Raw genomic sequence first — 19,009 nt, forward strand, 5'->3', positions numbered from 1 at the left:
TCTCCGTGTGTAGGCACAGCTCGTTCCTACCATTCGAGCGCGTCCGGCGCGCCTCCGACGTGCGGTTTTGGTCCACAGCCGCGCATCGGCTAGATTTAGCGACCGCACCGAGAACATGGGTGCGGCGCGGTCACGAGCACCATGTGACGCGTGATGTCCGAGTGGCGGAATGGCAGACGCGCTAGCTTGAGGTGCTAGTGTCCTATTAACGGACGTGGGGGTTCAAGTCCCCCCTCGGACACCGAAAACGACAGCCCCGATTCCTCCCGGAGTCGGGGCTTTGTCATGTGACGGTCCTTCTGCGAAGGGTGAGGAAGAGATGACGGGCATCGACCCCGACGAGTTGGCAGCCTGCATCCGCGTTCTCGACCGCGCCGCCGCTCTCGACGAGAACCACCCCGATTCCGTCGCGGTGCGGCGAGCCACCGCCGGCCTCTTCAAGGCCGTCAAGAAGCGTCGACGGCTCGACTCGCGCGCGAGGGTGGCCGAGGCGGACCGCGCCGTCGTGGCCGCCACGGCAACCGGCTCCCCCGAACGGATCGACGACGAGACCGCAGGTCTGGCGTTGACATCGGCCACCACCAGCGACAGCGCGGGCACGTTGCAGCGCGCTCGACCCTGCTACATCTGCAAGCAGCGCTACACCGTCGTCGACGCGTTCTACCACCAGCTCTGCCCCGCGTGCGCAGCCCTGAACCATCAGAAGCGCGATGCGCGAACGGATCTCACCGGTCGCCGGGCGGTGCTCACCGGCGGTCGCGCCAAGATCGGCATGTACATCGCCCTGCGTCTGTTGCGCGACGGCGCCCACCTCACTATCACCACCCGCTTCCCCGCCGATGCTGTCCGCCGCTTCTCGTCCATGCACGACAGCCACGACTGGATGCATCGGCTGTCCGTGGTCGGTATCGATCTGCGCGACCCTGCCCAGGTGGTGGCCTTCGCCGATGCGGTGGCCGCCGAGGGCCCGCTGGACATCCTGATCAACAACGCCGCGCAGACGGTCAAGCGGTCCGCCGGTTCCTACACCGCCCTCGAGGACGGTGAGCACGGCGTCGATCTCGCCGCGCTCGGGGTGCGCACGTTCGGCGCCACGAGCGATGCCCACCCGGCCGCGCTGGTCGGGGCTTTCGGCGAGACCGACGGAGAGAGCGTCGCCCTCGACACCGCTGTCATGGCGAACATGGGGCCGTCGCAGGTGACCTCCATGGCGCTGGTCGCCGGTTCGTCCTCCCTGCAGCGCATGGCTGCCGGTACGGCGATCGACGCCGGCGGACTCGTTCCGGACGAGGCCCCCACCAACAGTTGGGTGCACACCGTCGATCAGGTCGACCCGGTGGAACTGCTCGAGGTGCAGCTGTGCAACTCCGTCGCGCCGTTCATCCTGGTCTCCCGACTGCGTTCCGCGCTGGCTGCGTCGTCGTACCGCAGGGCCTACATCGTCAACGTCTCGGCAATGGAAGGGCAGTTCGGGCGCGGCTACAAGGGTCCCGGCCACCCGCACACGAACATGGCCAAGGCGGCGCTCAACATGCTGACCCGCACCAGCGCGAACGAGATGATGGACGACGGCATCTCGATGAGCGCGGTGGACACGGGGTGGATCACCGACGAGCGTCCGCACCCCACCAAGATCCGTCTGGCCGACGAAGGGTTCCACGCTCCGCTCGATCTGGTGGACGGCGCCGCGCGTGTGTACGACCCGATCGTCCAGGGCGAGCTGGGTCTGGATCTGCACGGCAAGTTCCTGAAGGACTACGCAGCCTCACCCTGGTGATCCGTCACATGGTGTGATGAGAGAATGGGCGACGAGGTCGAGCAGCGCACGTTCAGCCGTCAGGACCGGCAGCGGTTCCGGCACAAGGTGCAGGAGTGTCTGGACGCGTTGGCATCGATGCTCGCGGACGACAGCTTCCAGGTCGACGAACCCCGGCTGGGCATGGAGATCGAACTCAACCTCGTCGACGAGGACATGCAGCCGGCCATGGCGAACGCGGCCGTCCTCGAAGCCATCGCCGACCCGGATTTCCAGACCGAGCTGGGTCAGTTCAACATCGAGATAAACGTCGCCCCGGAGCCACTCGCGGGCGACCGCATGCACCAGCTCGAAATGGGGCTGCGCGAATCCCTGAACACCGCGGATGCTCGCGCGAAGGAATCGGGCTGCGCTCTGGCCATGATCGGCATGCTGCCGACCCTGACCTCCGAGCACTTCGCTCACCAGTGGCTCTCCAGCAACCCTCGGTACGACCTGCTGAACCAGCAGATCTTCGCGGCACGCGGCGAGGACATCGAACTCTCGATCACGGGTGTGCCGCTCCCGGGCGGCACCGACGTCGAGTCGTTGAAGGAGTTCTCGGACACCATTCTTCCCGAGGCGGCGTGCACGTCGGTCCAGCTCCATCTGCAGGTCGCTCCGGCGGAATTCCCGGCCCATTGGAACGCGGCCCAGGCGCTCGCGGGTGTCCAGGTGGCACTCGCCGCGAACTCCCCGTTCCTGGGTAGCAAAGCGCTATGGCACGAGACGCGTATCCCTCTGTTCGAGCAGGCCACCGACACCCGTCCGCCGGAACTGATCAATCAGGGAGTGCGGCCGCGTGTCTGGATGGGTGAACGGTGGATCACCTCGATCTTCGACCTGTTCGAGGAGAACTCCCGCTACTTCCCCGCGCTGCTCCCGGTGGTCTCCGACGAGGATCCGATGGCGGAGCTGGCGGCCGGTCGCACCCCGGCCCTGACGGAGCTGCGGATGCACAACGGCACGGTCTACCGGTGGAACCGGCCGATCTACGACACCTCGAACGGCGAACACCACATCCGACTCGAGAACCGTGTTCTGCCCGCCGGCCCGTCCGTGCTCGACGTCATGGCCGATGCCGCCCTGTACTACGGGGCACTGCGCGCACTCGTCGACGCCGACCGGCCGGTGTGGACCCAGATGTCGTTCGATGCCGCCGTGGAGAATCTCCACTCGGCGGCGCGCAGCGGGTTCGACTCGCGCCTGTACTGGCCCGAGGTCGGATGGATCTCCCCGCAGGAACTCGTCCTGCGTCGCCTGCTTCCGATGGCGGAGGTGGGACTGGCGTCGTACGGGGTGGACACCGAGGTCCGCGACCGGTACCTCGGCGTCATCGAGGGCAGATGTCTGCGTCGGCAATCGGGGTCCGTGTGGCAACGCAACGCCGTCGTGGCCCGTGAGCGGGCGGGCGAGAGTCGGGAACGGGCCGTCGCCGGCATGCTGTCCGATTACCTGGAGCTGATGCACGAGGGCGAACCGGTGCACACCTGGTCCTGGTGACCGGCTTGTAGGGTCGGGGAATGACCGACACATCGCATACGAGCACGCACGATCGCGAACTCGACGTCGTCGTCTACGGCGCAACAGGATTCGTCGGAGCGCTGACGGCGGAGTACCTCGCGAACCACGCTCCCGCCGACGCCAGGATCGCTCTGGCGGGGCGTTCGCGGCAGAAGTTGGAGTCGACCAGGTCCGGCCTCCCGGCGCGAGCAGCCGACTGGGAGCTCGTCGTGGCCGACGCCGACGACGAGGCCGCTCTGACGGAGATGGCCTCGCGCACGCAGGTCGTCATCACCACCGTGGGCCCCTACGCGAAGTTCGGACGCACCTTGGCGCACGTGTGCGCGGCCGGCGGAACCGACTACGTCGACCTCACCGGCGAGGTACTGTTCGCCCGCCTCAGTGCCGACGAGAACCACGAGCTGGCTCGCACGACGGGTGCCCGCATCGTGCACTCCTGCGGGTTCGACTCGGTGCCCTCCGATCTGGGCGTGCACGCGCTGTACTCGAAGGTCAATGGCGACGGCGCCGGCGATCTGACCGACACCACGCTGGTGGTCACGTCGATGAGCGGCGGTGTCAGCGGCGGCACCATCGACTCCCTCCGCGGCCAGATCGACGAGATCACGAAGGACCGTGCTGCCGCGAAGATGGCGGCGAGCCCGTACTCGCTGAGCCCGGACCGGTCGATCGAACCCGACCTCGGCCGTCAGAACGACATGCCCCTCAAGAAGGGGTCCGACATCCACCCGTCGCTGAAGGGCTGGAAGGCGCCGTTCGTCATGGCGTCCTACAACACCCGCGTGGTGCGGCGGTCGAATGCGCTCCGCGGCTACGCGTACGGCAAGAACTTCCGCTACAGCGAGGTCATGAGCGTGGGCTCGTCTCCCGCGTCGCCGGTGATCGCCGGTGCGGTGCTGGCGGGTCTCGGCGCCTTCGTGGCCGGTATGGCGTTCAAGCCCACTCGGTTCCTGCTGGACAAGGTGCTCCCCAAGCCGGGTGACGGCCCGAGCGAGAAGACCCGCCAGAAGGGTCACTTCACCATCGACATCTACACCACGACCAGCACCGACGAGCACTACGTGTCGCGGGTCAAGGCCAAGGGCGACCCCGGATACGCCGCGACGGCGATGATGCTCGGCGAGTCCGCCCTCGCGTTGGCGCTCGACCGCGACGCATTGCCGTCCCTCGGCGGCGGCGTGCTGACACCGGCGTCGGGAATCGGTGACGCGCTGGTGGACCGACTGCGCGGGGCAGGCATGGAGATCACCGCACGCAAGGTGTGACCGCGATGTCGCTCGTCGGTCGGTACCAGGCCGATCTCGGTCTCGAACCGATCGGCGAGATCGCCGTCACTCCGGTGTCCGGCGGCGTGCTCGCCTCGACCCTGCCCGTCGCCGAGCTCGCCACCGGATCCGTAGCCGCGCTGTGCACGGCGGTGGACCGCTACCGGAGCGTCGTCGGGCTCGAGTCGCGCGCCTGGTCGATCTCCGGTGACCGGGTGGCGGCATCGTTCGCGGGCGACCGACTCCTACGTGTCGACGGTCGCGCCGTTCCCGGCTTCGCCGAGTTGTCCGGGTTCTTCCGCGCGGCCGACGGGTGGGTCCGCACGCACGCCAACTACGACCACCACCGTCGACGCCTGCTGTCGGTTCTGGGCTTGCCGGATCCGTCCGATCGCGACAGCGTGGCTGCCGCGGTGGCGCGCGCACCGGCGTTCGAACTCGAGCAGCGCGCTGCGGACGCCGGCGCTCTGGTGGTGGCGGTACGCACGGAGGCCGATTGGTTCGGGACTCCAGCGGGCAGATTCTCGCGGACCGGCCCCCTGGTCGCCTCGACCGTCAGGCCCGATGGTGCACCGTCCCCGATCGACCCGTCCACCGACACACGACGTCCCCTCGCCGGACTGCGTGTCCTGGACTTCACGCGGGTCATCGCAGGCCCCGTGGCGACGCGGGACCTGGCACTGCTGGGCGCATCGGTCCTGCGGGTCGACTCCCCCGCGCTCCCGGAAATCGTCTCGCAGCACCTCGATACCGGGGCCGGCAAGTTCTCGACGTTGCTCGACGTGCTGACCGAGGACGACGACGACCGTCTGGCCGCACTGCTGTCCTCGGTCGACGTGGTGGTGTGCGGCTACCGGACCGGCTCCTACATCGACGACTACGTGCGGTCGTATCGGCCCAGCGGCGCCGTCATCGGGACCGTGAATGCTTGGGGCTCCCGCGGTCCGTGGGCGCGGCGGCGAGGATTCGACTCGTTGGTCCAGGCTGCGTCGGGTATTGCCGCCGTGTGCGGCGACAGTGCCATACCGGGCGCGCTCCCGGTGCAGGCGCTCGACCACGCGTCCGGTCATCTGCTGGCTGCCGGCATCGTCGATGCGCTCGCGGCGAGAGAGGACGGCGGCATCGGACGCACGGTGTCCGTGTCTCTGGCACGCACGGCGGCATGGCTCCTCGATGCGGGCGGCCGCGTCGAGGAGCCCCCGGATCCTGTACTGCCGCAGGGCGATCACGTCGTCACCGTCGGTGGGGTGAGCACCGCCCGCCCGGCATTGTCGGACTACGCCGACCATCCGTGGCCGGCGCGGCCGTGGGGACGCGACGAACCCCGCTTTCCGACGCTGACACAATGACCCCATGCCTTCTCGGACGCGTCTGATCGTCGATGTCGACACCGGTATCGACGACTCGCTCGCCCTCGTGTACCTGGCGGCCAGTGCCGACGCCGAGGTGGTCGCGGTATGTTGCACCGCCGGCAACGTCCCCACCGCACAGGTCACCCGGAATACCCTGGCGTGGTTGGACATGTGCGGGCTCTCGGGCGTCGAGGTCGCGGTGGGAGCGGACGGTCCGCTGGTGGCGCCGCTGATGACCACCGAGGACACCCACGGTCCACTCGGAGTGGGGTACGCGGAGCTCCCGCAGAGCAGCAGGGCGGTGTCGACACGGTCGGCGGCGCACGCCTGGGTGGAGCTGGCCCGGGAGAACCCCGGCGAACTGGTCGGCCTGGTCACCGGTCCCATGACCAATCTTGCTCTCGCCCTTCGCCTCGAGCCCGAGCTGCCGACGTTGTTGAAGCGCGTCGTCATCATGGGCGGCAGTTTCGACCATCCCGGCAACACCACCCCGACCTCCGAGTGGAACGTCGCCGTGGACCCGGAATCCGCGAAGGAAGTCTTCGACGCGTTCGAGTCCGTTCCGGCCGGTCGCGAGCCCATCGTGTGCGCGTTGGGTCTGACCGAGCGGATCGAGATGCACCCCGCCCATGTCGCCCGGCTGGCCGAGATCTCGGGAAGCGTTCCGGTGGAGAGCCTGTCGATCGACGATCGCGGCCGGCGCTCGCAGGCATCGGTGCCGATCGTTCGTCATCTGACGGATGCCGTGCGGTTCTACATGGAATTCCACCACGCGCAGGGTGAGGGCTATCTCGCTCACATGCACGATCCGTTCGCGGCCGCCGTGGCGCTGCACCCCGAGATGGCGGAGTACGCACTCGCGACCGTCGACGTGGAACTGACCGGAACCCTCACCCGCGGAACGACTGTCGCGGACCGGCGTGGGTTCTGGAACCGTCGTCCCAACGCAGCGATCGCCGTGGCGACGGATCCCGAGGCGTTCTTCGATCACCTGCTGGAGACAGTGGGCACCTTCGCAGCCACCCGCTGACTCAGCTGTCGAACGCCGTCAGGATCTCCTGCGCGCCCAGAGCTGCGGTCAACGATCCGTCGGCGACGCGCCGCTCGACATCCGCCTTCACCGCGGTGACGGAGGCGTTCGATGCCAACCGCCGCATCAGCTGATCCTGCACCATCGTCCACACCCACTGGACCTGCTGGCCACGTCGACGAGCCTCGAATTGTCCTGCGGCCGTGAGCACGTCGCGATGTCGGCAGACCGTGTCCCAGAACTCGTCGAGCCCCGTCTCCTCGATCGCGCTCATGGTCAGCACGGGCGGCTTCCACAGCGCGTCGTGCGGGTAGATCAGGCGCAGCGCCCCCGCGAGTTCGCGTGCCGCGCTCTTCGCATCCCGCAGATGCTTGCCGTCCGCCTTGTTCACCGCCACCACGTCGGCCAGCTCGAGAACACCCTTCTTGATGCCCTGCAGCTGATCTCCGGTGCGCGCGAGCGTCAGGAAACAGAACGTGTCCACCATGCCCGCGACGGTGATCTCGGACTGGCCGACACCCACGGTCTCCACCAGGACCACGTCGTAACCCGCGGCCTCGAGCAGCACGATCGTCTCGCGTGTCGCCTTGGCCACCCCGCCGAGCGTCCCCGACGTCGGAGACGGCCTGATGTACGCGTTCTCGGCGACGGTCAGCCGCGCCATCCGGGTCTTGTCGCCGAGGATCGAACCACCGGTGCGTGTCGACGACGGGTCCACGGCCAGCACGGCGACGCGGTGGCCACGCTCGATCAACGACATGCCCAGAGCATCGATGAACGTCGACTTGCCCACGCCGGGGACACCCGTGATGCCGACGCGGTGAGCGCCGCCGGCGTCGGGAAGCACCTCGAGGAGGAGTTGCTGCGCCAGATCACGATGGTCGGTGCGTGTGGATTCCACCAGGGTGATCGCGCGGGCCAGACCGGCACGCTCGCCGGCACGGATGGACGCCGCCAACGCGGCCACGTCCACCGGCGGGCGGCGGGAGGCTGCAGTCACCATGCTCAGGCGTTCGCTCCCGCGTCCGCCGCTGCCTCGCGGTGACCGAGCGAGACCGCGAGCTGCTCGATGAGATCCACGGCGGCGTCGGCGATCACGGTGCCGGGCGGGAAGATCGCCGCGGCGCCGGCCTCACGCAGGGCCTCGAAGTCACCGGGCGGGATGACACCGCCGACAACGATCATGATGTCCGGGCGACCGACCTCCGTGAGCGCCTCCCGCAGGGCGGGAACCAGCGTCAGGTGTCCCGCGGCCAGGGACGAGACGCCGATGACGTGCACGTCGTTGTCCGCGGCCTGGTGGGCCACCTCGTCGGGCGTCTGGAACAGCGGGCCGACGTCGACGTCGAAGCCGATGTCGGCGAACGCGGTGGCGATCACCTTCTGGCCGCGGTCGTGGCCGTCCTGCCCCATCTTCGCGACCAGGATGCGGGGGCGACGGCCCTCGGCGTCAGCGAAGGCACTGGCGAGCTCACCGGCGTGGACCATGTTCTTCGCCTTCCCTGCCTCGTCGCGGTAGACACCGCTGATGGTGCGGATCTCGGCGCGGTGACGGCCGTAGACCTTCTCGAGGGCGTCCGAGATCTCCCCCACCGTGGCCATCGCGCGGGCTGCGTCGACGGCGAGGGCGAGCAGGTTGTTCTCCATTCCGCCCTCGGTGGACGCGGCGGCAGCGGTCAGCGCGGACAGCGCCGCCTCGACGCGGCCCGGATCGCGTTCCTCGCGCAGTCGCTCGAGCTTCTCGATCTGCTCGGTACGCACGCGCGAGTTCTCGACCTTGAGCACCTCGATGGTGTCGGGCTCGTCGGGAACGTACTTGTTGACCCCGACCAGCGGCTGACGGCCGGAGTCGATGCGGGCCTGGGTGCGTGCCGCCGCTTCCTCGATGCGCAGCTTGGGAATTCCCTCGCCGATGGCCTTGGCCATGCCGCCGGCCTCCTCGACCTCGGCGATGTGCGCGCGGGCGCGATCGGCGAGCTGATGCGTCAGCCACTCGACGTAGTACGAGCCGCCCCACGGGTCGATGGGCCGCGTCGTGCCGGACTCCTGCTGGAGCAGCAGCTGGGTGTTACGGGCGATGCGCGCGGAGAAGTCGGTCGGAAGCGCCAACGCCTCGTCGAGCGCGTTCGTGTGCAGTGACTGCGTGTGCCCCTGCGTCGCCGCCATGGCCTCGATGCAGGTACGCGAGACGTTGTTGAACACGTCCTGCGCCGTCAGCGACCACCCCGATGTCTGCGAATGTGTGCGCAGGGACAGCGATTTGGCACTCGACGGGTCGAACTTCTGGACCAACTCGGCCCACAGGAGACGCCCGGCGCGGAGCTTGGCGACCTCCATGAAGAAGTTCATGCCGATGGCCCAGAAGAAGGACAGGCGCGGAGCGAACGTGTCGATGTCCATGCCCGCGGCGAGCCCGGCGCGGATGTACTCCACACCGTCGGCCAAGGTGTAGGCCAGCTCGAGATCGGCTGTCGCACCGGCCTCCTGGATGTGGTAGCCGGAGATGGAGATCGAGTTGAACTTCGGCATGTGCGTGGAGCTGTAGGCGAAAATGTCGGAGATGATCCGCATCGACGGCTCGGGTGGGTAGATGTACGTGTTGCGCACCATGAACTCTTTGAGGATGTCGTTCTGGATGGTGCCGGCGAGCTTCTCGGGTCCGACGCCCTGCTCCTCCGCCGCCACGACGTACAGCGCGAGGATCGGCAGCACCGCACCGTTCATGGTCATCGACACCGACACCGACCCCAGGTCGATCCCGTCGAACAGTTGGCGCATGTCGTAGATGGAGTCGATCGCGACGCCCGCCATACCGACATCGCCCTGCACACGGGGGTGGTCGCTGTCGTAGCCGCGGTGCGTCGCCAGGTCGAACGCGACCGAGAGACCCTTTTGACCGGCCGCGAGGTTGCGACGGTAGAACGCGTTGGACTCCGATGCCGTCGAGAATCCCGCGTACTGACGGATGGTCCACGGCTGGTTCACGTACATCGTCGGGTACGGGCCGCGCAGGAACGGCGCCGTGCCCGGGTACGAGTCCAGCGGGTAGCCGGCCTCGGCCGCCTCCGCTCGGTCGGCACCGGTGAAGATGGGCCGTACGTCGATGCCCTCGGGCGTCGACCAGACGACCTGCTCCGGCGTGTATCCGTGGGCCGATGCTGCGGCCTCGACGTGCGCGCGGGCATCGTCGGCGCCGGGTGCGGCGGTGTCCGACGCCTCGGGGTCGGTCAGCGGCACGTCCGCGAAACTGCCGACGGTTCCCCTGTTGTCGTCGTGGTCGGTGGTGCGGTTGCCGGTCATGCGGTACGTCCTTCCGTGCGGACGTCGCCCGCGAGCGTGTCGAGGAGCAACCCGAGTTCCGCGACGGCGTCGATGGTGAGACCGAGGTATCGGTCCGGCGTCTGCTCGTCGGTCGCGTCCGCGAATGCCGACTTCCCGCCCGCCACGAGAACCGTCTCGACGCCGGCCTGCCGTAGCGCGGCGACGGCGGCGGGGCCCTCGGCGGTGTAACGCTTGTCCGAGCCGCACAGGATCGCGATCGGCGACCCTGTCTCCCGCGCCACCGCGGCGAGGTCCGCGTCGGCGCCCGGGTTGACGGCCTCGATACCGCCCGACGCCATCAGGTTCGCGGCGAACGTGGTGCGTCCGTTGTGCTCGGCGATGCTTCCCAGGGGGGCCAGCAGGACGACCGGCCGACTTCCCTTGTCCCGTAACACCGCATCGCTGCGATCGCGCAGCGCCTCGAAGTCGGCGGCGTAGCGGTGAACGGGGCGACCGGCGACCGTTCCGTCACCGGACGCGGCGGGCGATGGTTCCTGGAGGTTGGGGAACTCGTTGACTCCGGTGACCGAGGTGCGGCGGTGCGCGATGTCCGATGCACGGCTGAGACGGGTCTCCTCGACCGTCCGGGCGATCTCGCCGGACTCGAGCGCGGCGCGGTAGCCACCTGCACGGTCGATGTTCTGCAACACCGACCACGCGGAGTCCGCCAGGGCGTCGGTCAAGGATTCGACGTACCAGGAGCCGCCGGCGGGATCGAGGACCCGCCCGAGGTGCGATTCCTCGAGCAGCAGCAGTTGGGTGTTGCGAGCGATGCGGGCGGCGAACGTCCGGGACACGTCGGCCGCGCCACCGGGAACCGCGGCGTCGAACGGGAGGACCGTGACCGAATCCGCGCCCCCGACGCCGGCACCGAACGCTGCGAGAGTCGTGCGCAGCATGTTCACCCAGGGGTCACGCTGGGTCATCATCGCGGCCGAGGTGACGGCGTGCTGGGGCGCACCGCCATGGTCCGGGGCCCCCAGCACGTCGGCGATACGAGCCCAGACGCGGCGTGCGGCACGGAACTTGGCGATGGTCTCGAACTGCTCGTCCGTCGCGGCGAGTCGGATCTCGATCTGGTCGAGTGCGTCGGCCGCGGACATGCCGGCGGCAGTCGCTGCTCGGAGATAGTCGAGGCCGGCCGCACCGGCCAGCCCGATCTCCTGCGCATCCCCCGCTCCCGCGGCGTGGAACACGGTGCCGTCGAGGGTGATGGCGCGGATCCGCTCGGGGCGGGCCGATGCCCGACGGGCGAGGTCCAGGGTGTCGTCGAGGCTCGCTCCGGTCAGCCCGGCGAACGAGTCGGTCAACGGTGAGGCGCCCAGACGGACGTCCGCGGACGTGCCCCGCTCGTCGAGGAGGGCGAACAAAGCCTCCGAGACCGCGACGACGTCGGCTCCCGCATCGAGGGTCAGCGGTGCGAGGTCCAGCAGGACACCGTCGAGCGCACCGGTCAGACCCTGCGCGCCGATTCCCGTCGTGGTGAGCCACAACGCGCTGGTGCCGTTCTGCAGGCCGTCGAGTATCAGGGTGTTGAGGTCGTCGGTGTCCGCATGACCGAAGCGGCCGGCCACCAGCCATCCGACGGTGACGTCGCGGTGGGCGTCGCTTCCGCGGGTGAACGGGTAGGTGCCGGGCAGCGGCTCCTCCGTCGTCTCGTCCAACGGGCCGTACAGGGGACGGACGGTCACTCCGTCGTACGTCGTCTCGTCGAGGAGCGTCTCGGGATGCTCGGGCAGCTCGGAGACGTCGACGCGGCGGGCTTTGGCCAGGACGCCGGCGACTCCGCGTCGCCAGGTGGCCAGACCTTCCTCGGCGCTGCTCACGGGAACAGCGGCGCCGACGTCGTCGGTAGCGACGGGGCTCGGTGTCCCGGTGTGTGAGGTGGCCATGTGTCCCTTTCGCGCCTGCGGATGGTGTGATGTTAACCGCACCTCGAGGCACGGTATCGCGACTCTCGACATGGTGACCTGAGACAAACTTCACAGAACTAGGGCGTCCGAGCATCGGGCCTCCTAGTAGCGCGTGGAGCGGTGCTCGCTGCCACGTTCGGTAGCGTGAACTGTCGTGACGACACCGGGCCTCGCGCCGCGCTCCGACGGCGAGGTTCGCACCCCGCGGAACCGCCGCGCCGTCCTCCTCCGCGTGCTGCTCGCCGTCGTGCTCGTCGGTGGACTGATCGCGATCGCCGTGCTCGTTCCGCTGCCGTCGGTCGACCGGATGCGCCACTGGGCTACCGCTGTCGGCCCTCTTTTTCCGCTGGCCTTCTTCCTCGCCCACGCGGTCGTCACCATCGCTCCTGTCCCTCGAACCCTGTTCACGGTGTCGGCCGGGGTGCTGTTCGGGCCGGTGACCGGTGTGTCCGTCGCGGTGTCGGCTACGACCGTCAGCGCGGTGCTGGCGTTCCTTCTCGTCCGCGCTCTCGGACGCGACGTGGTGGCGACGCGCCTGAATCACCCCCTGATCCGCGCGGTCGACGCTCGACTCGCGCGACGCGGATGGCTGGCGGTGGGGAGCCTGCGCCTGATCGCTCCGGTGCCGTTCTCGGTCGTGAACTACTCCGCAGGCCTGTCGGCCGTTCGCCTGGTGCCGTTCGCGCTGGCCACACTCGTGGGCGTGATTCCCGGCACTGTCGGCATCGTGCTGCTCGGCGACGCACTCGCCGGCAACGGGGACCCGATTCTTCTCGCCGTCTCGGCGGTCTGCATCGGAGTGGGCATCGTGGGTCTCGTCCTCGACGCGCGGTTACCGGTGCTCGAGACGGCGCTTCCGATCGCCGACTCCACAGAATCGGACAGCGATATCAAGCGCTGAACCTTGATATCGATCTATCAAGTTCTGAAACTTGATCTCGAACGTAGTTATCAAGACTGAGGGCTTGATGTGAGCAGATCAAGCTTCTAGGGTTGATAGATGTTCGTACTGACCGTGGACCAGCGAGGCAGTCGACGCGACGTCGATCGCGTCGCCGACATCCTGGGCCGCTCCACCACGCTGCTCCGCCCGTTCGAACGCACCGCCGGGGACGAGGTCCAGGCGGTCTCCGACGACGCGACCGACACCCTCGACACCGCCCTCGCCCTGGTCGAGGACGGGCACTGGAGTGTCGGCATCGGTGTGGGCAGCGTGGAGGACCCGCTGCCCGCCTCCACCAGGGCCGGCCGCGGACCGGCCTTCGAAGCGGCGCGCGAGGCGGTGGACAGCGCGAAGAACTCCCCCGCCCACATCGCCGTGCGCGGACGCCACGGCGCCTCCGCCGCGGACGCGGACGCCGTCACCACGCTGCTGGCCACGCTCCTGGTGCGCCGCAGCGAGCAGGGACGCGCCGCCGTCGACAGCGTGCGTCGACTCGGTTCCCAGACCGCCGTCGCCGCGGAACTGTCCATCACGCCGCAAGCGGTGTCCCAACGACTGTCCGTCGCAGGGTGGCATGCCGAGCGGGCGGCACGTCCGGTCGTCGCCCGACTGCTCGCCGATGCCGATCGCCTCGCCCGCGACGAGAGGTCTCGCGCATGACCGTGATCGCTCTGGTCGCCCTCGTGATCGCCGCGTCGTCCGTGACCGTTCCCGCCGCCCCGGTTCCGACCGTTCCCCGCGCGAGGAGATCGCACCGTCGTGCGCCGTGGTGGTTGCCGGCCGTCGTTGCGTCGCTGGGGCTCGGCGTGGCGGGATGTGCCGCGGCCGCAGCGCCCGAACCTGTCACCGGCGTAGCACTCGTCGCGGTGCTCGCTCTGACGGTCCTGGCTGCCGTCGCCGGCGGCGCCGCGGTGGTCCCGGCCGTGTTCCATCTCTCGCGCCGGCGACCCGAACCCGGAGACGACAGTGCCGACGACGATCGCCCCGTTCTTCGCGGGGGTCTCGTCATCGGCACTCTCGAACGCATCGCCGTCGTCGTGTCGATACTCGCCGGGTGGCCGGAAGGCATCGCCGTCGTCCTGGCCGTCAAAGGCCTGGCGCGCTACCCCGAACTACGCGATCCCCGCGCATCCGAGTACTTCATCATCGGCACCTTCACCAGCGTTCTCTGGGCGTTGGCCGCCGGCGGAGTGGGAGCAGGTCTGGCGAACTGACCGTCAGACGTCCAGCTCCCGTTGCCCGTCCTGACCCTCGATCGCGGGCGTCTCCACGTCCGTCGCCTCCTGCTTCGGCGGGGCCGCCGCGGACAGGGACGTGTCGACGGGCTTGCGCGCCACGGCTTCCGCGTCGGCGACAGCGCGAGCGATGGCCGGGTCGGTCGTCGTGTCGAACCAGTCGGCGACCTCCTCGGTGTCGTCGGCGGCCTTGGTGTGTCCGGCGCCCTGATCGCTGGGCTCGAACCGGAATACACCGTCGTCGCCCGGCGCACCGAGATTCTTCGCGAACCCCTTCAGCGCATCCCCGAAGTCGGACGGAACGACCCACATCTTGTTGGCGTCGCCCTGCGCCATCTTCGGCAGCGTCTGCAGGTACTGGTACGCGAGCAACTCCGGCGTCGGCTTGCCCGCCTTGATGGCGTCGAACACCTTCTCGATGGCCTTCGCCTCACCCTGCGCGTTCAAGTACTTCGCAGCGCGCTCACCCTGCGCACGGAGAATGCGGGACTGACGCTCACCCTCGGCGGCCAGGATCGCGGCCTGCTTGGCGCCCTCGGCCGAGAGGATCTGGGACTGCTTGTCACCCTCGGCCGTCTTGATGGACGACTCCCGGTGACCTTCCGCCGTGAGGATGGTGGCGCGCTTCTCCCGGTCGGCCTTCATCTGCTTCTCCATCGACTCCTGGATCGACGGAGGCGGATCGATGCTCTTGAGCTCGACGCGGGCGACGCGGAGGCCCCATCGACCGGTGGCCTCGTCCAACACCCCGCGCAACTGGCCGTTGATCGAATCACGAGACGTCAGAGTCTCTTCCAGCGTCATGCCACCGACCACGTTGCGCAAGGTGGTCGTGGTGAGCTGCTCGACACCGACGATGTAGTTGCTGATCTCGTAGACCGCGGCCTGCGGCGTCGTCACCTGGAAGTAGACGACGGTGTCGATGGACACCGTCAGGTTGTCCTGCGTGATCACCGGCTGCGGGGGGAACGAGACGACACGCTCGCGCAGGTCGACCTTCGCGCGCACGCGATCGACGAACGGCACGAGGAACGTCAGCTGCCCGGACACCGTCTTGGAGTAACGGCCCAGTCGCTCGATCACCGCGGCCTCGGCCTGCGGGACCAGCGTCACCGATTTGGCCACCACCACGGCCACGAAGAGTACGACCACGGCAAGGGCGATCAAGGCGGCATAGTCGGCCATCTAGGGTCCTTTCCACACGACGGCCGTGGCGCCGTCGATCTTCATCACGGTCACGGTCGTTCCGGCCGTGTACACCTCGGTGGGATCGAGCGGACGAGCCGTCCACACGTCGCCGTCGAGCTTGACCGTTCCCGAATGCTCACCGACGGCGTCGATCACCCTGGCATGACGTCCCGTGAGGGCCGCGATACCGGTGGGCGTCGGCGGCGGCGTGGAGAACCGGCGGGTGAGCGCCGGCCGGACACCGAGGATCAGAGCCGCGGACAGCGCAGCGAACACGAGTGCATCGCCCCACACGGGAAGATCCGTCAGGGCCGAGACGCCCGCGGTACCCAGGGCGCCACCGGCCAACATCAACAGGAAGAAGTCTCCGGACAGTGCCTCACCGGCAGCGAGAATCACCGCTCCGACCAACCACAGAAGTGCAACCACGCCACCCACAGTAGCCACGAACACCGACGCCGTGGGGTGCTGAACGGCGTCGTGCACCGATCGTTACCGACCGGGTTACCCGTTTTCGTCGGCGACGGTGACGAAGTCGACGAGACGCTCCACGGCACCGATCAGCGGCGCTTCCAGGTCATGGAAGGTCGACACCGCACCGTAGACCTTGCGCCACCCGTCCTGCGTTGTCCCCCAGCCCAATTCGCGGCAGACGCCCGTCTTCCAGTCCGTTCCGCGCGGGATGCGCGGCCACCCGTCGATACCGAGCGACGCGGGCTTCACCGCTTCCCACACGTCGATGTAGGGGTGTCCCGTGACGGTCACGTACGGACCGAGGGAGCGCGTGAGCCGATCCTCCTTGGACCCGTCCACGAGGTGGTCCACCAGTACGCCGACCTTGCGGCCTGGACCGGGACCGAACTCCTGCAACCGGTCCGCGAGGTTGTCGAGCCCCTCGAGATGCTCGACGACCACGCCCTCGACCCGCAGGTCGTGGCCCCAGACCCGTTCGACGATGGCGGCGTCGTGAATGCCCTCGACCCAGATACGGCTCGGCAGAGCAACTTTCGCGCGCACATTCTGCACCTTGGTCGAGCCCGACGCGGATCGCGTTGCGGTGGTGGCCACGACCGGCCTCGGCTTGGTCAGCGTCACGGGTGAACCGTCGACGAGGAAGGCAGCCTCTCTCATCGCGAACAACCGACGGACTCCTCGGCGGTCCTCCAGTCGTACGAAGTCGCCGTCGTACGTGCGCTCGAAACCGACCACGGCGCCGCAGAAACCGGTCGCCGCGTCCTCCACGACCAGATCGCGCTCGGCCGCCACCGTCGGTGCGACACGACGCACGGTTCGCGGATGACCGGCGAAGATGTCCCCGCCGTAACGGTCGTTCCCGGACATGACCACCCTCGCTCGTCGACTCTGCTGCACATCGTTCACGCCGCTCCGGCAGACCGCCGGAGCGGCTCCACGCTACCCAGTTCGGGTACCGCTCGACGGGCAGGCACGCCGGTCGAGCACGACTCCAGCGCCTATGATCGATAGGTGTCGTCCCCATCCTCGAGCCTTGCCATCTGGTGCGGCGCCTGGCTCGCCGGAGCCGCGTCCCCCGACGACGTCATCGATGCCGTCACCGAATGGGGTCCGCTCAGTCTCGTCGTCGCCGGAGATCCGGACACGGCGGACAGACTGTCACTGCCCTGGCCCGCGCCCCGCGACGTCGGGGTGGCGGAACTCCTCCGCACCGTCCGTGATGCCGCCCCCGTCGGACACCGCGATGTGACCGTCGATCTCGTGCTCCCGGCGCCGGGCGACGTCGCCGGACTCCCCCGCGACCGCGAATTCGCTTCTGCTGCAGTGCTTGCCGGTGAAGGCGTCGTCGTCGGCGTTCCCGGTGGATCCGGTGTCGCCTTCGTACCCACCCACGAGGGGCCGGATGTGATGCGCTGGACCGTGTTCACGGTCACCGTCCCCACCACGTACCAGGAACTCTCGCTGGGTGAGATCGAGTACTCCATGCGCGACACCGTTCGCGGTGCAGCGGAAGCGTTGTCGACCCTGCAGACCGTCGCGACCGGGCGAGGGGACGATCCGCACACCATGATCGCGGAGCGCCTGGCCCTGGTCGGGCGTCACCGCTATCCCCCGCTCCCGGAGCGCACGACACGAGTGTTGGACACCGCCGACCGCGTCGACGCCATCCTGGATGCAGCGCGCACGTCCGCACCGTCACAGGCGGCGAGCAGCACGGGCGCCGAGGCGCGCGAAGCGGTCCTTCGACCCCTGCAGAGCGCCGTCCGGACCGCACGGCGCGCAGCCGTTCGCGCTGCCATCGACACCTATCTGGCGTCCGACCCGCGCTAGATCTACCCCCGGCGAGTACGTCCATAGTGTCGTGATCCGGGCCCTGATCACGACAGTTTCGGCGTACTCGCGGGGGGTGTTCAGGGTGTCAGGCGGGGCGGCGTCGCACCGGAGGCTCGCAGCATCCGGGGTTGCACGGGGATCCGTCGACGGTCGTGCCGAAGGCCGGCTCCGACCCCAGCCGCTTCGGGGAGACATCGGCGGTACGTTCCTGGACCAACGTCCGCACGAGGGTGGCGAAACGCGGGTCCGCGCCGGGTGTTCCCGCTCGCTCGAGCGCCATTCCCAGTTCCTCGGCCTTCTCGACTGCTTCCGTGTCGAGGTCCCACACCACCTCGAGGTGATCCGAGACGAATCCGACCGGGCAGATGACCACGGCGTCGACACCGGTGGCGGACAGGGCCTCGAGGTGGTCGCAGATATCGGGATCGAGCCACGGGATCTGCGGCGGGCCCGACCGCGACTGCCACACGACATCGAAGTCGTCGACGCCGGCCGCCGCGGCGCACAGCCGGGAAGCCTCGGTGACCTGACGGCTGTAGAGATTACCGCCGGCGAACGGTGGGCCGGCTGCCTCGTCGGCCGACACGGGCACGGAGTGCGCGGTGAACACCACGCGCGCACCGTCGCGGCGGTCTGCGGGAAGTCTGCTCAGGGCGGCGCGGATCGCGTCCGCGAACGAGTCCACCATCAGCGGGTGGTCGTAGTACTGGCGCAGCTTGGTCAGCTGCGGCGCCCCGTCACCCACAGCAGCGCGAGCACGAGCGATGTCCTCGTGGTACTGGCGGCACCCGGAGTACCCGCCCCACGCCGACGTCGGGAAGACCAGGGCGTTGCGCACCCCGTCGGCCTTCATGGCCGACACGGTGTCCTCCACCATCGGGTGCCAGTTGCGATTGCCGAAGTAGACGGGCAGGTCGATGCCCGTCAGGGCGAACTCCGTCTCGACCGCGGCGATGATCTCGCGGTTGAGTCGGTTGATCGGCGAGACGCCACCGAAGTGCAGGTAGTGCTCGGCAACCGCATCGAGACGCTCCGGAGGGATGCCCCTTCCCCGAGTGACGTTCTCGAGGAAGGGCCGCACCTCGTCAGGCCCTTCGGGTCCGCCGAAGGACAACAGCAGAAGAGCGTCGAGAGCA

General features: G+C 68.7%; 16 protein-coding genes and 1 tRNA gene. 10 read left to right on the top strand and 7 right to left on the bottom strand.

The genetic code is table 11. The features are described from left to right. Positions 1 to 155 precede the first annotated feature (155 nt). The 6 genes from RU01_RS00250 (at position 156) to RU01_RS00275 (ending at position 6,966) form a co-directional block, all read left to right on the top strand. Positions 156 to 241 (top strand) — tRNA-Leu (locus tag RU01_RS00250). Between the two features lie 78 nt (positions 242 to 319). Beyond that, a complete protein-coding gene (locus RU01_RS00255; protein WP_042572500.1) occupies positions 320 to 1,777 on the top strand; it encodes an SDR family NAD(P)-dependent oxidoreductase in 1,458 nt (485 codons plus the stop codon). A 24-nt stretch (positions 1,778 to 1,801) separates the two neighbouring features. Further along, positions 1,802 to 3,298 (top strand): glutamate-cysteine ligase family protein, encoded by a 1,497-nt coding sequence (locus tag RU01_RS00260; protein WP_042572501.1) that lies wholly within the window; start codon positions 1,802 to 1,804, stop codon positions 3,296 to 3,298. Positions 3,299 to 3,318: 20 nt separating this feature from the next. Then, positions 3,319 to 4,584, top strand: coding sequence for a saccharopine dehydrogenase family protein (locus RU01_RS00265; protein ID WP_042572502.1), 1,266 nt, complete (start codon positions 3,319 to 3,321; stop codon positions 4,582 to 4,584). 5 nt (positions 4,585 to 4,589) lie between these two features. After that, positions 4,590 to 5,933, top strand: coding sequence for a CoA transferase (locus RU01_RS00270; protein WP_042572522.1), 1,344 nt, complete (start codon positions 4,590 to 4,592; stop codon positions 5,931 to 5,933). A gap of 4 nt (positions 5,934 to 5,937) precedes the next feature. Continuing rightward, a complete protein-coding gene (locus tag RU01_RS00275) occupies positions 5,938 to 6,966 on the top strand; it encodes a nucleoside hydrolase (RefSeq protein ID WP_042572503.1) in 1,029 nt (342 codons plus the stop codon). A gap of 1 nt (position 6,967) precedes the next feature. Here RU01_RS00275 and meaB read toward each other — a convergent pair whose 3' ends face one another. Genes meaB through RU01_RS00290 form a run of 3 tightly spaced genes read right to left on the bottom strand, consistent with a single transcriptional unit; the run spans position 6,968 to position 12,179 of the window. Next, positions 6,968 to 7,969: a methylmalonyl Co-A mutase-associated GTPase MeaB gene (gene meaB / locus RU01_RS00280; RefSeq protein WP_042572504.1), complete on the bottom strand. Its 1,002-nt coding sequence runs from the start codon at positions 7,967 to 7,969 to the stop codon at positions 6,968 to 6,970. A 2-nt stretch (positions 7,970 to 7,971) separates the two neighbouring features. Continuing rightward, complete coding sequence (gene scpA, locus RU01_RS00285; protein WP_042572505.1) at positions 7,972 to 10,266, bottom strand: methylmalonyl-CoA mutase; 2,295 nt, start codon at positions 10,264 to 10,266, stop codon at positions 7,972 to 7,974. Further along, on the bottom strand, positions 10,263 to 12,179 hold the full coding sequence (locus RU01_RS00290; RefSeq protein WP_082042768.1) for a methylmalonyl-CoA mutase family protein: 1,917 nt from the start codon (positions 12,177 to 12,179) through the stop codon (positions 10,263 to 10,265). Before RU01_RS00290 ends, scpA begins: the two co-directional genes overlap by 4 nt. A 175-nt stretch (positions 12,180 to 12,354) precedes the next feature. On the opposite strand from RU01_RS00290, the gene RU01_RS00295 reads away from it, so the two are divergent. The 3 genes from RU01_RS00295 to RU01_RS00305 all read left to right on the top strand — a co-directional run bounded on the left by RU01_RS00295 (position 12,355) and on the right by RU01_RS00305 (position 14,357). After that, a complete protein-coding gene (locus tag RU01_RS00295) occupies positions 12,355 to 13,101 on the top strand; it encodes a TVP38/TMEM64 family protein (RefSeq protein ID WP_442970420.1) in 747 nt (248 codons plus the stop codon). A gap of 99 nt (positions 13,102 to 13,200) precedes the next feature. Next, positions 13,201 to 13,803, top strand: coding sequence for a hypothetical protein (locus RU01_RS00300; RefSeq protein ID WP_042572506.1), 603 nt, complete (start codon positions 13,201 to 13,203; stop codon positions 13,801 to 13,803). Next, the gene (locus RU01_RS00305; protein ID WP_042572507.1) at positions 13,800 to 14,357 is read left to right on the top strand and encodes a hypothetical protein; all 558 of its coding nucleotides are present in this window, start codon (positions 13,800 to 13,802) and stop codon (positions 14,355 to 14,357) included. The genes RU01_RS00300 and RU01_RS00305 overlap by 4 nt, the downstream gene beginning before the upstream one ends. A 3-nt stretch (positions 14,358 to 14,360) precedes the next feature. Here RU01_RS00305 and RU01_RS00310 read toward each other — a convergent pair whose 3' ends face one another. The 3 genes from RU01_RS00310 to RU01_RS00320 form a co-directional block, all read right to left on the bottom strand. Continuing rightward, positions 14,361 to 15,563 carry an SPFH domain-containing protein gene (locus tag RU01_RS00310; protein WP_082042769.1) on the bottom strand — a complete coding sequence of 401 codons (1,203 nt, stop codon included), beginning with the start codon at positions 15,561 to 15,563 and terminating at the stop codon, positions 14,361 to 14,363. Further along, positions 15,564 to 15,995 carry an NfeD family protein gene (locus RU01_RS00315; protein ID WP_042572526.1) on the bottom strand — a complete coding sequence of 144 codons (432 nt, stop codon included), beginning with the start codon at positions 15,993 to 15,995 and terminating at the stop codon, positions 15,564 to 15,566. A gap of 75 nt (positions 15,996 to 16,070) precedes the next feature. Beyond that, on the bottom strand, positions 16,071 to 16,907 hold the full coding sequence (locus RU01_RS00320) for a DUF3097 domain-containing protein (protein ID WP_042572527.1): 837 nt from the start codon (positions 16,905 to 16,907) through the stop codon (positions 16,071 to 16,073). A 144-nt stretch (positions 16,908 to 17,051) separates the two neighbouring features. On the opposite strand from RU01_RS00320, the gene RU01_RS00325 reads away from it, so the two are divergent. After that, positions 17,052 to 17,870: a hypothetical protein gene (locus RU01_RS00325; protein ID WP_042572508.1), complete on the top strand. Its 819-nt coding sequence runs from the start codon at positions 17,052 to 17,054 to the stop codon at positions 17,868 to 17,870. Positions 17,871 to 17,958: 88 nt separating this feature from the next. On the opposite strand, the gene RU01_RS00330 is transcribed toward RU01_RS00325, so the two are convergent. Beyond that, positions 17,959 to 19,009 (bottom strand): ferrochelatase (locus RU01_RS00330; protein WP_042572509.1); only part of this gene is annotated, 1,051 nt, incomplete at its 5' end.

It is taken from the genome of Rhodococcus sp. MEB064, assembly GCF_000834565.1.
Lineage (GTDB): Bacteria > Actinomycetota > Actinomycetes > Mycobacteriales > Mycobacteriaceae > Rhodococcoides.

Excerpts from the sequence above, each read along its gene's own strand:
- RU01_RS00255 (WP_042572500.1), top strand. The coding sequence starts at position 320 with ATGACGGGCATCGACCCCGACGAGTTGGCAGCCTGCATCCGCGTTCTC.
- RU01_RS00260 (WP_042572501.1), top strand. The coding sequence starts at position 1,802 with ATGGGCGACGAGGTCGAGCAGCGCACGTTCAGCCGTCAGGACCGGCAG.
- RU01_RS00265 (WP_042572502.1), top strand. The coding sequence starts at position 3,319 with ATGACCGACACATCGCATACGAGCACGCACGATCGCGAACTCGACGTC.
- RU01_RS00270 (WP_042572522.1), top strand. The coding sequence starts at position 4,590 with ATGTCGCTCGTCGGTCGGTACCAGGCCGATCTCGGTCTCGAACCGATC.
- RU01_RS00275 (WP_042572503.1), top strand. The coding sequence starts at position 5,938 with ATGCCTTCTCGGACGCGTCTGATCGTCGATGTCGACACCGGTATCGAC.
- meaB (WP_042572504.1), bottom strand. The coding sequence starts at position 7,969 with ATGGTGACTGCAGCCTCCCGCCGCCCGCCGGTGGACGTGGCCGCGTTG.
- scpA (WP_042572505.1), bottom strand. The coding sequence starts at position 10,266 with ATGACCGGCAACCGCACCACCGACCACGACGACAACAGGGGAACCGTC.
- RU01_RS00290 (WP_082042768.1), bottom strand. The coding sequence starts at position 12,179 with ATGGCCACCTCACACACCGGGACACCGAGCCCCGTCGCTACCGACGAC.
- RU01_RS00300 (WP_042572506.1), top strand. The coding sequence starts at position 13,201 with ATGTTCGTACTGACCGTGGACCAGCGAGGCAGTCGACGCGACGTCGAT.
- RU01_RS00305 (WP_042572507.1), top strand. The coding sequence starts at position 13,800 with ATGACCGTGATCGCTCTGGTCGCCCTCGTGATCGCCGCGTCGTCCGTG.
- RU01_RS00310 (WP_082042769.1), bottom strand. The coding sequence starts at position 15,563 with ATGGCCGACTATGCCGCCTTGATCGCCCTTGCCGTGGTCGTACTCTTC.
- RU01_RS00320 (WP_042572527.1), bottom strand. The coding sequence starts at position 16,907 with ATGTCCGGGAACGACCGTTACGGCGGGGACATCTTCGCCGGTCATCCG.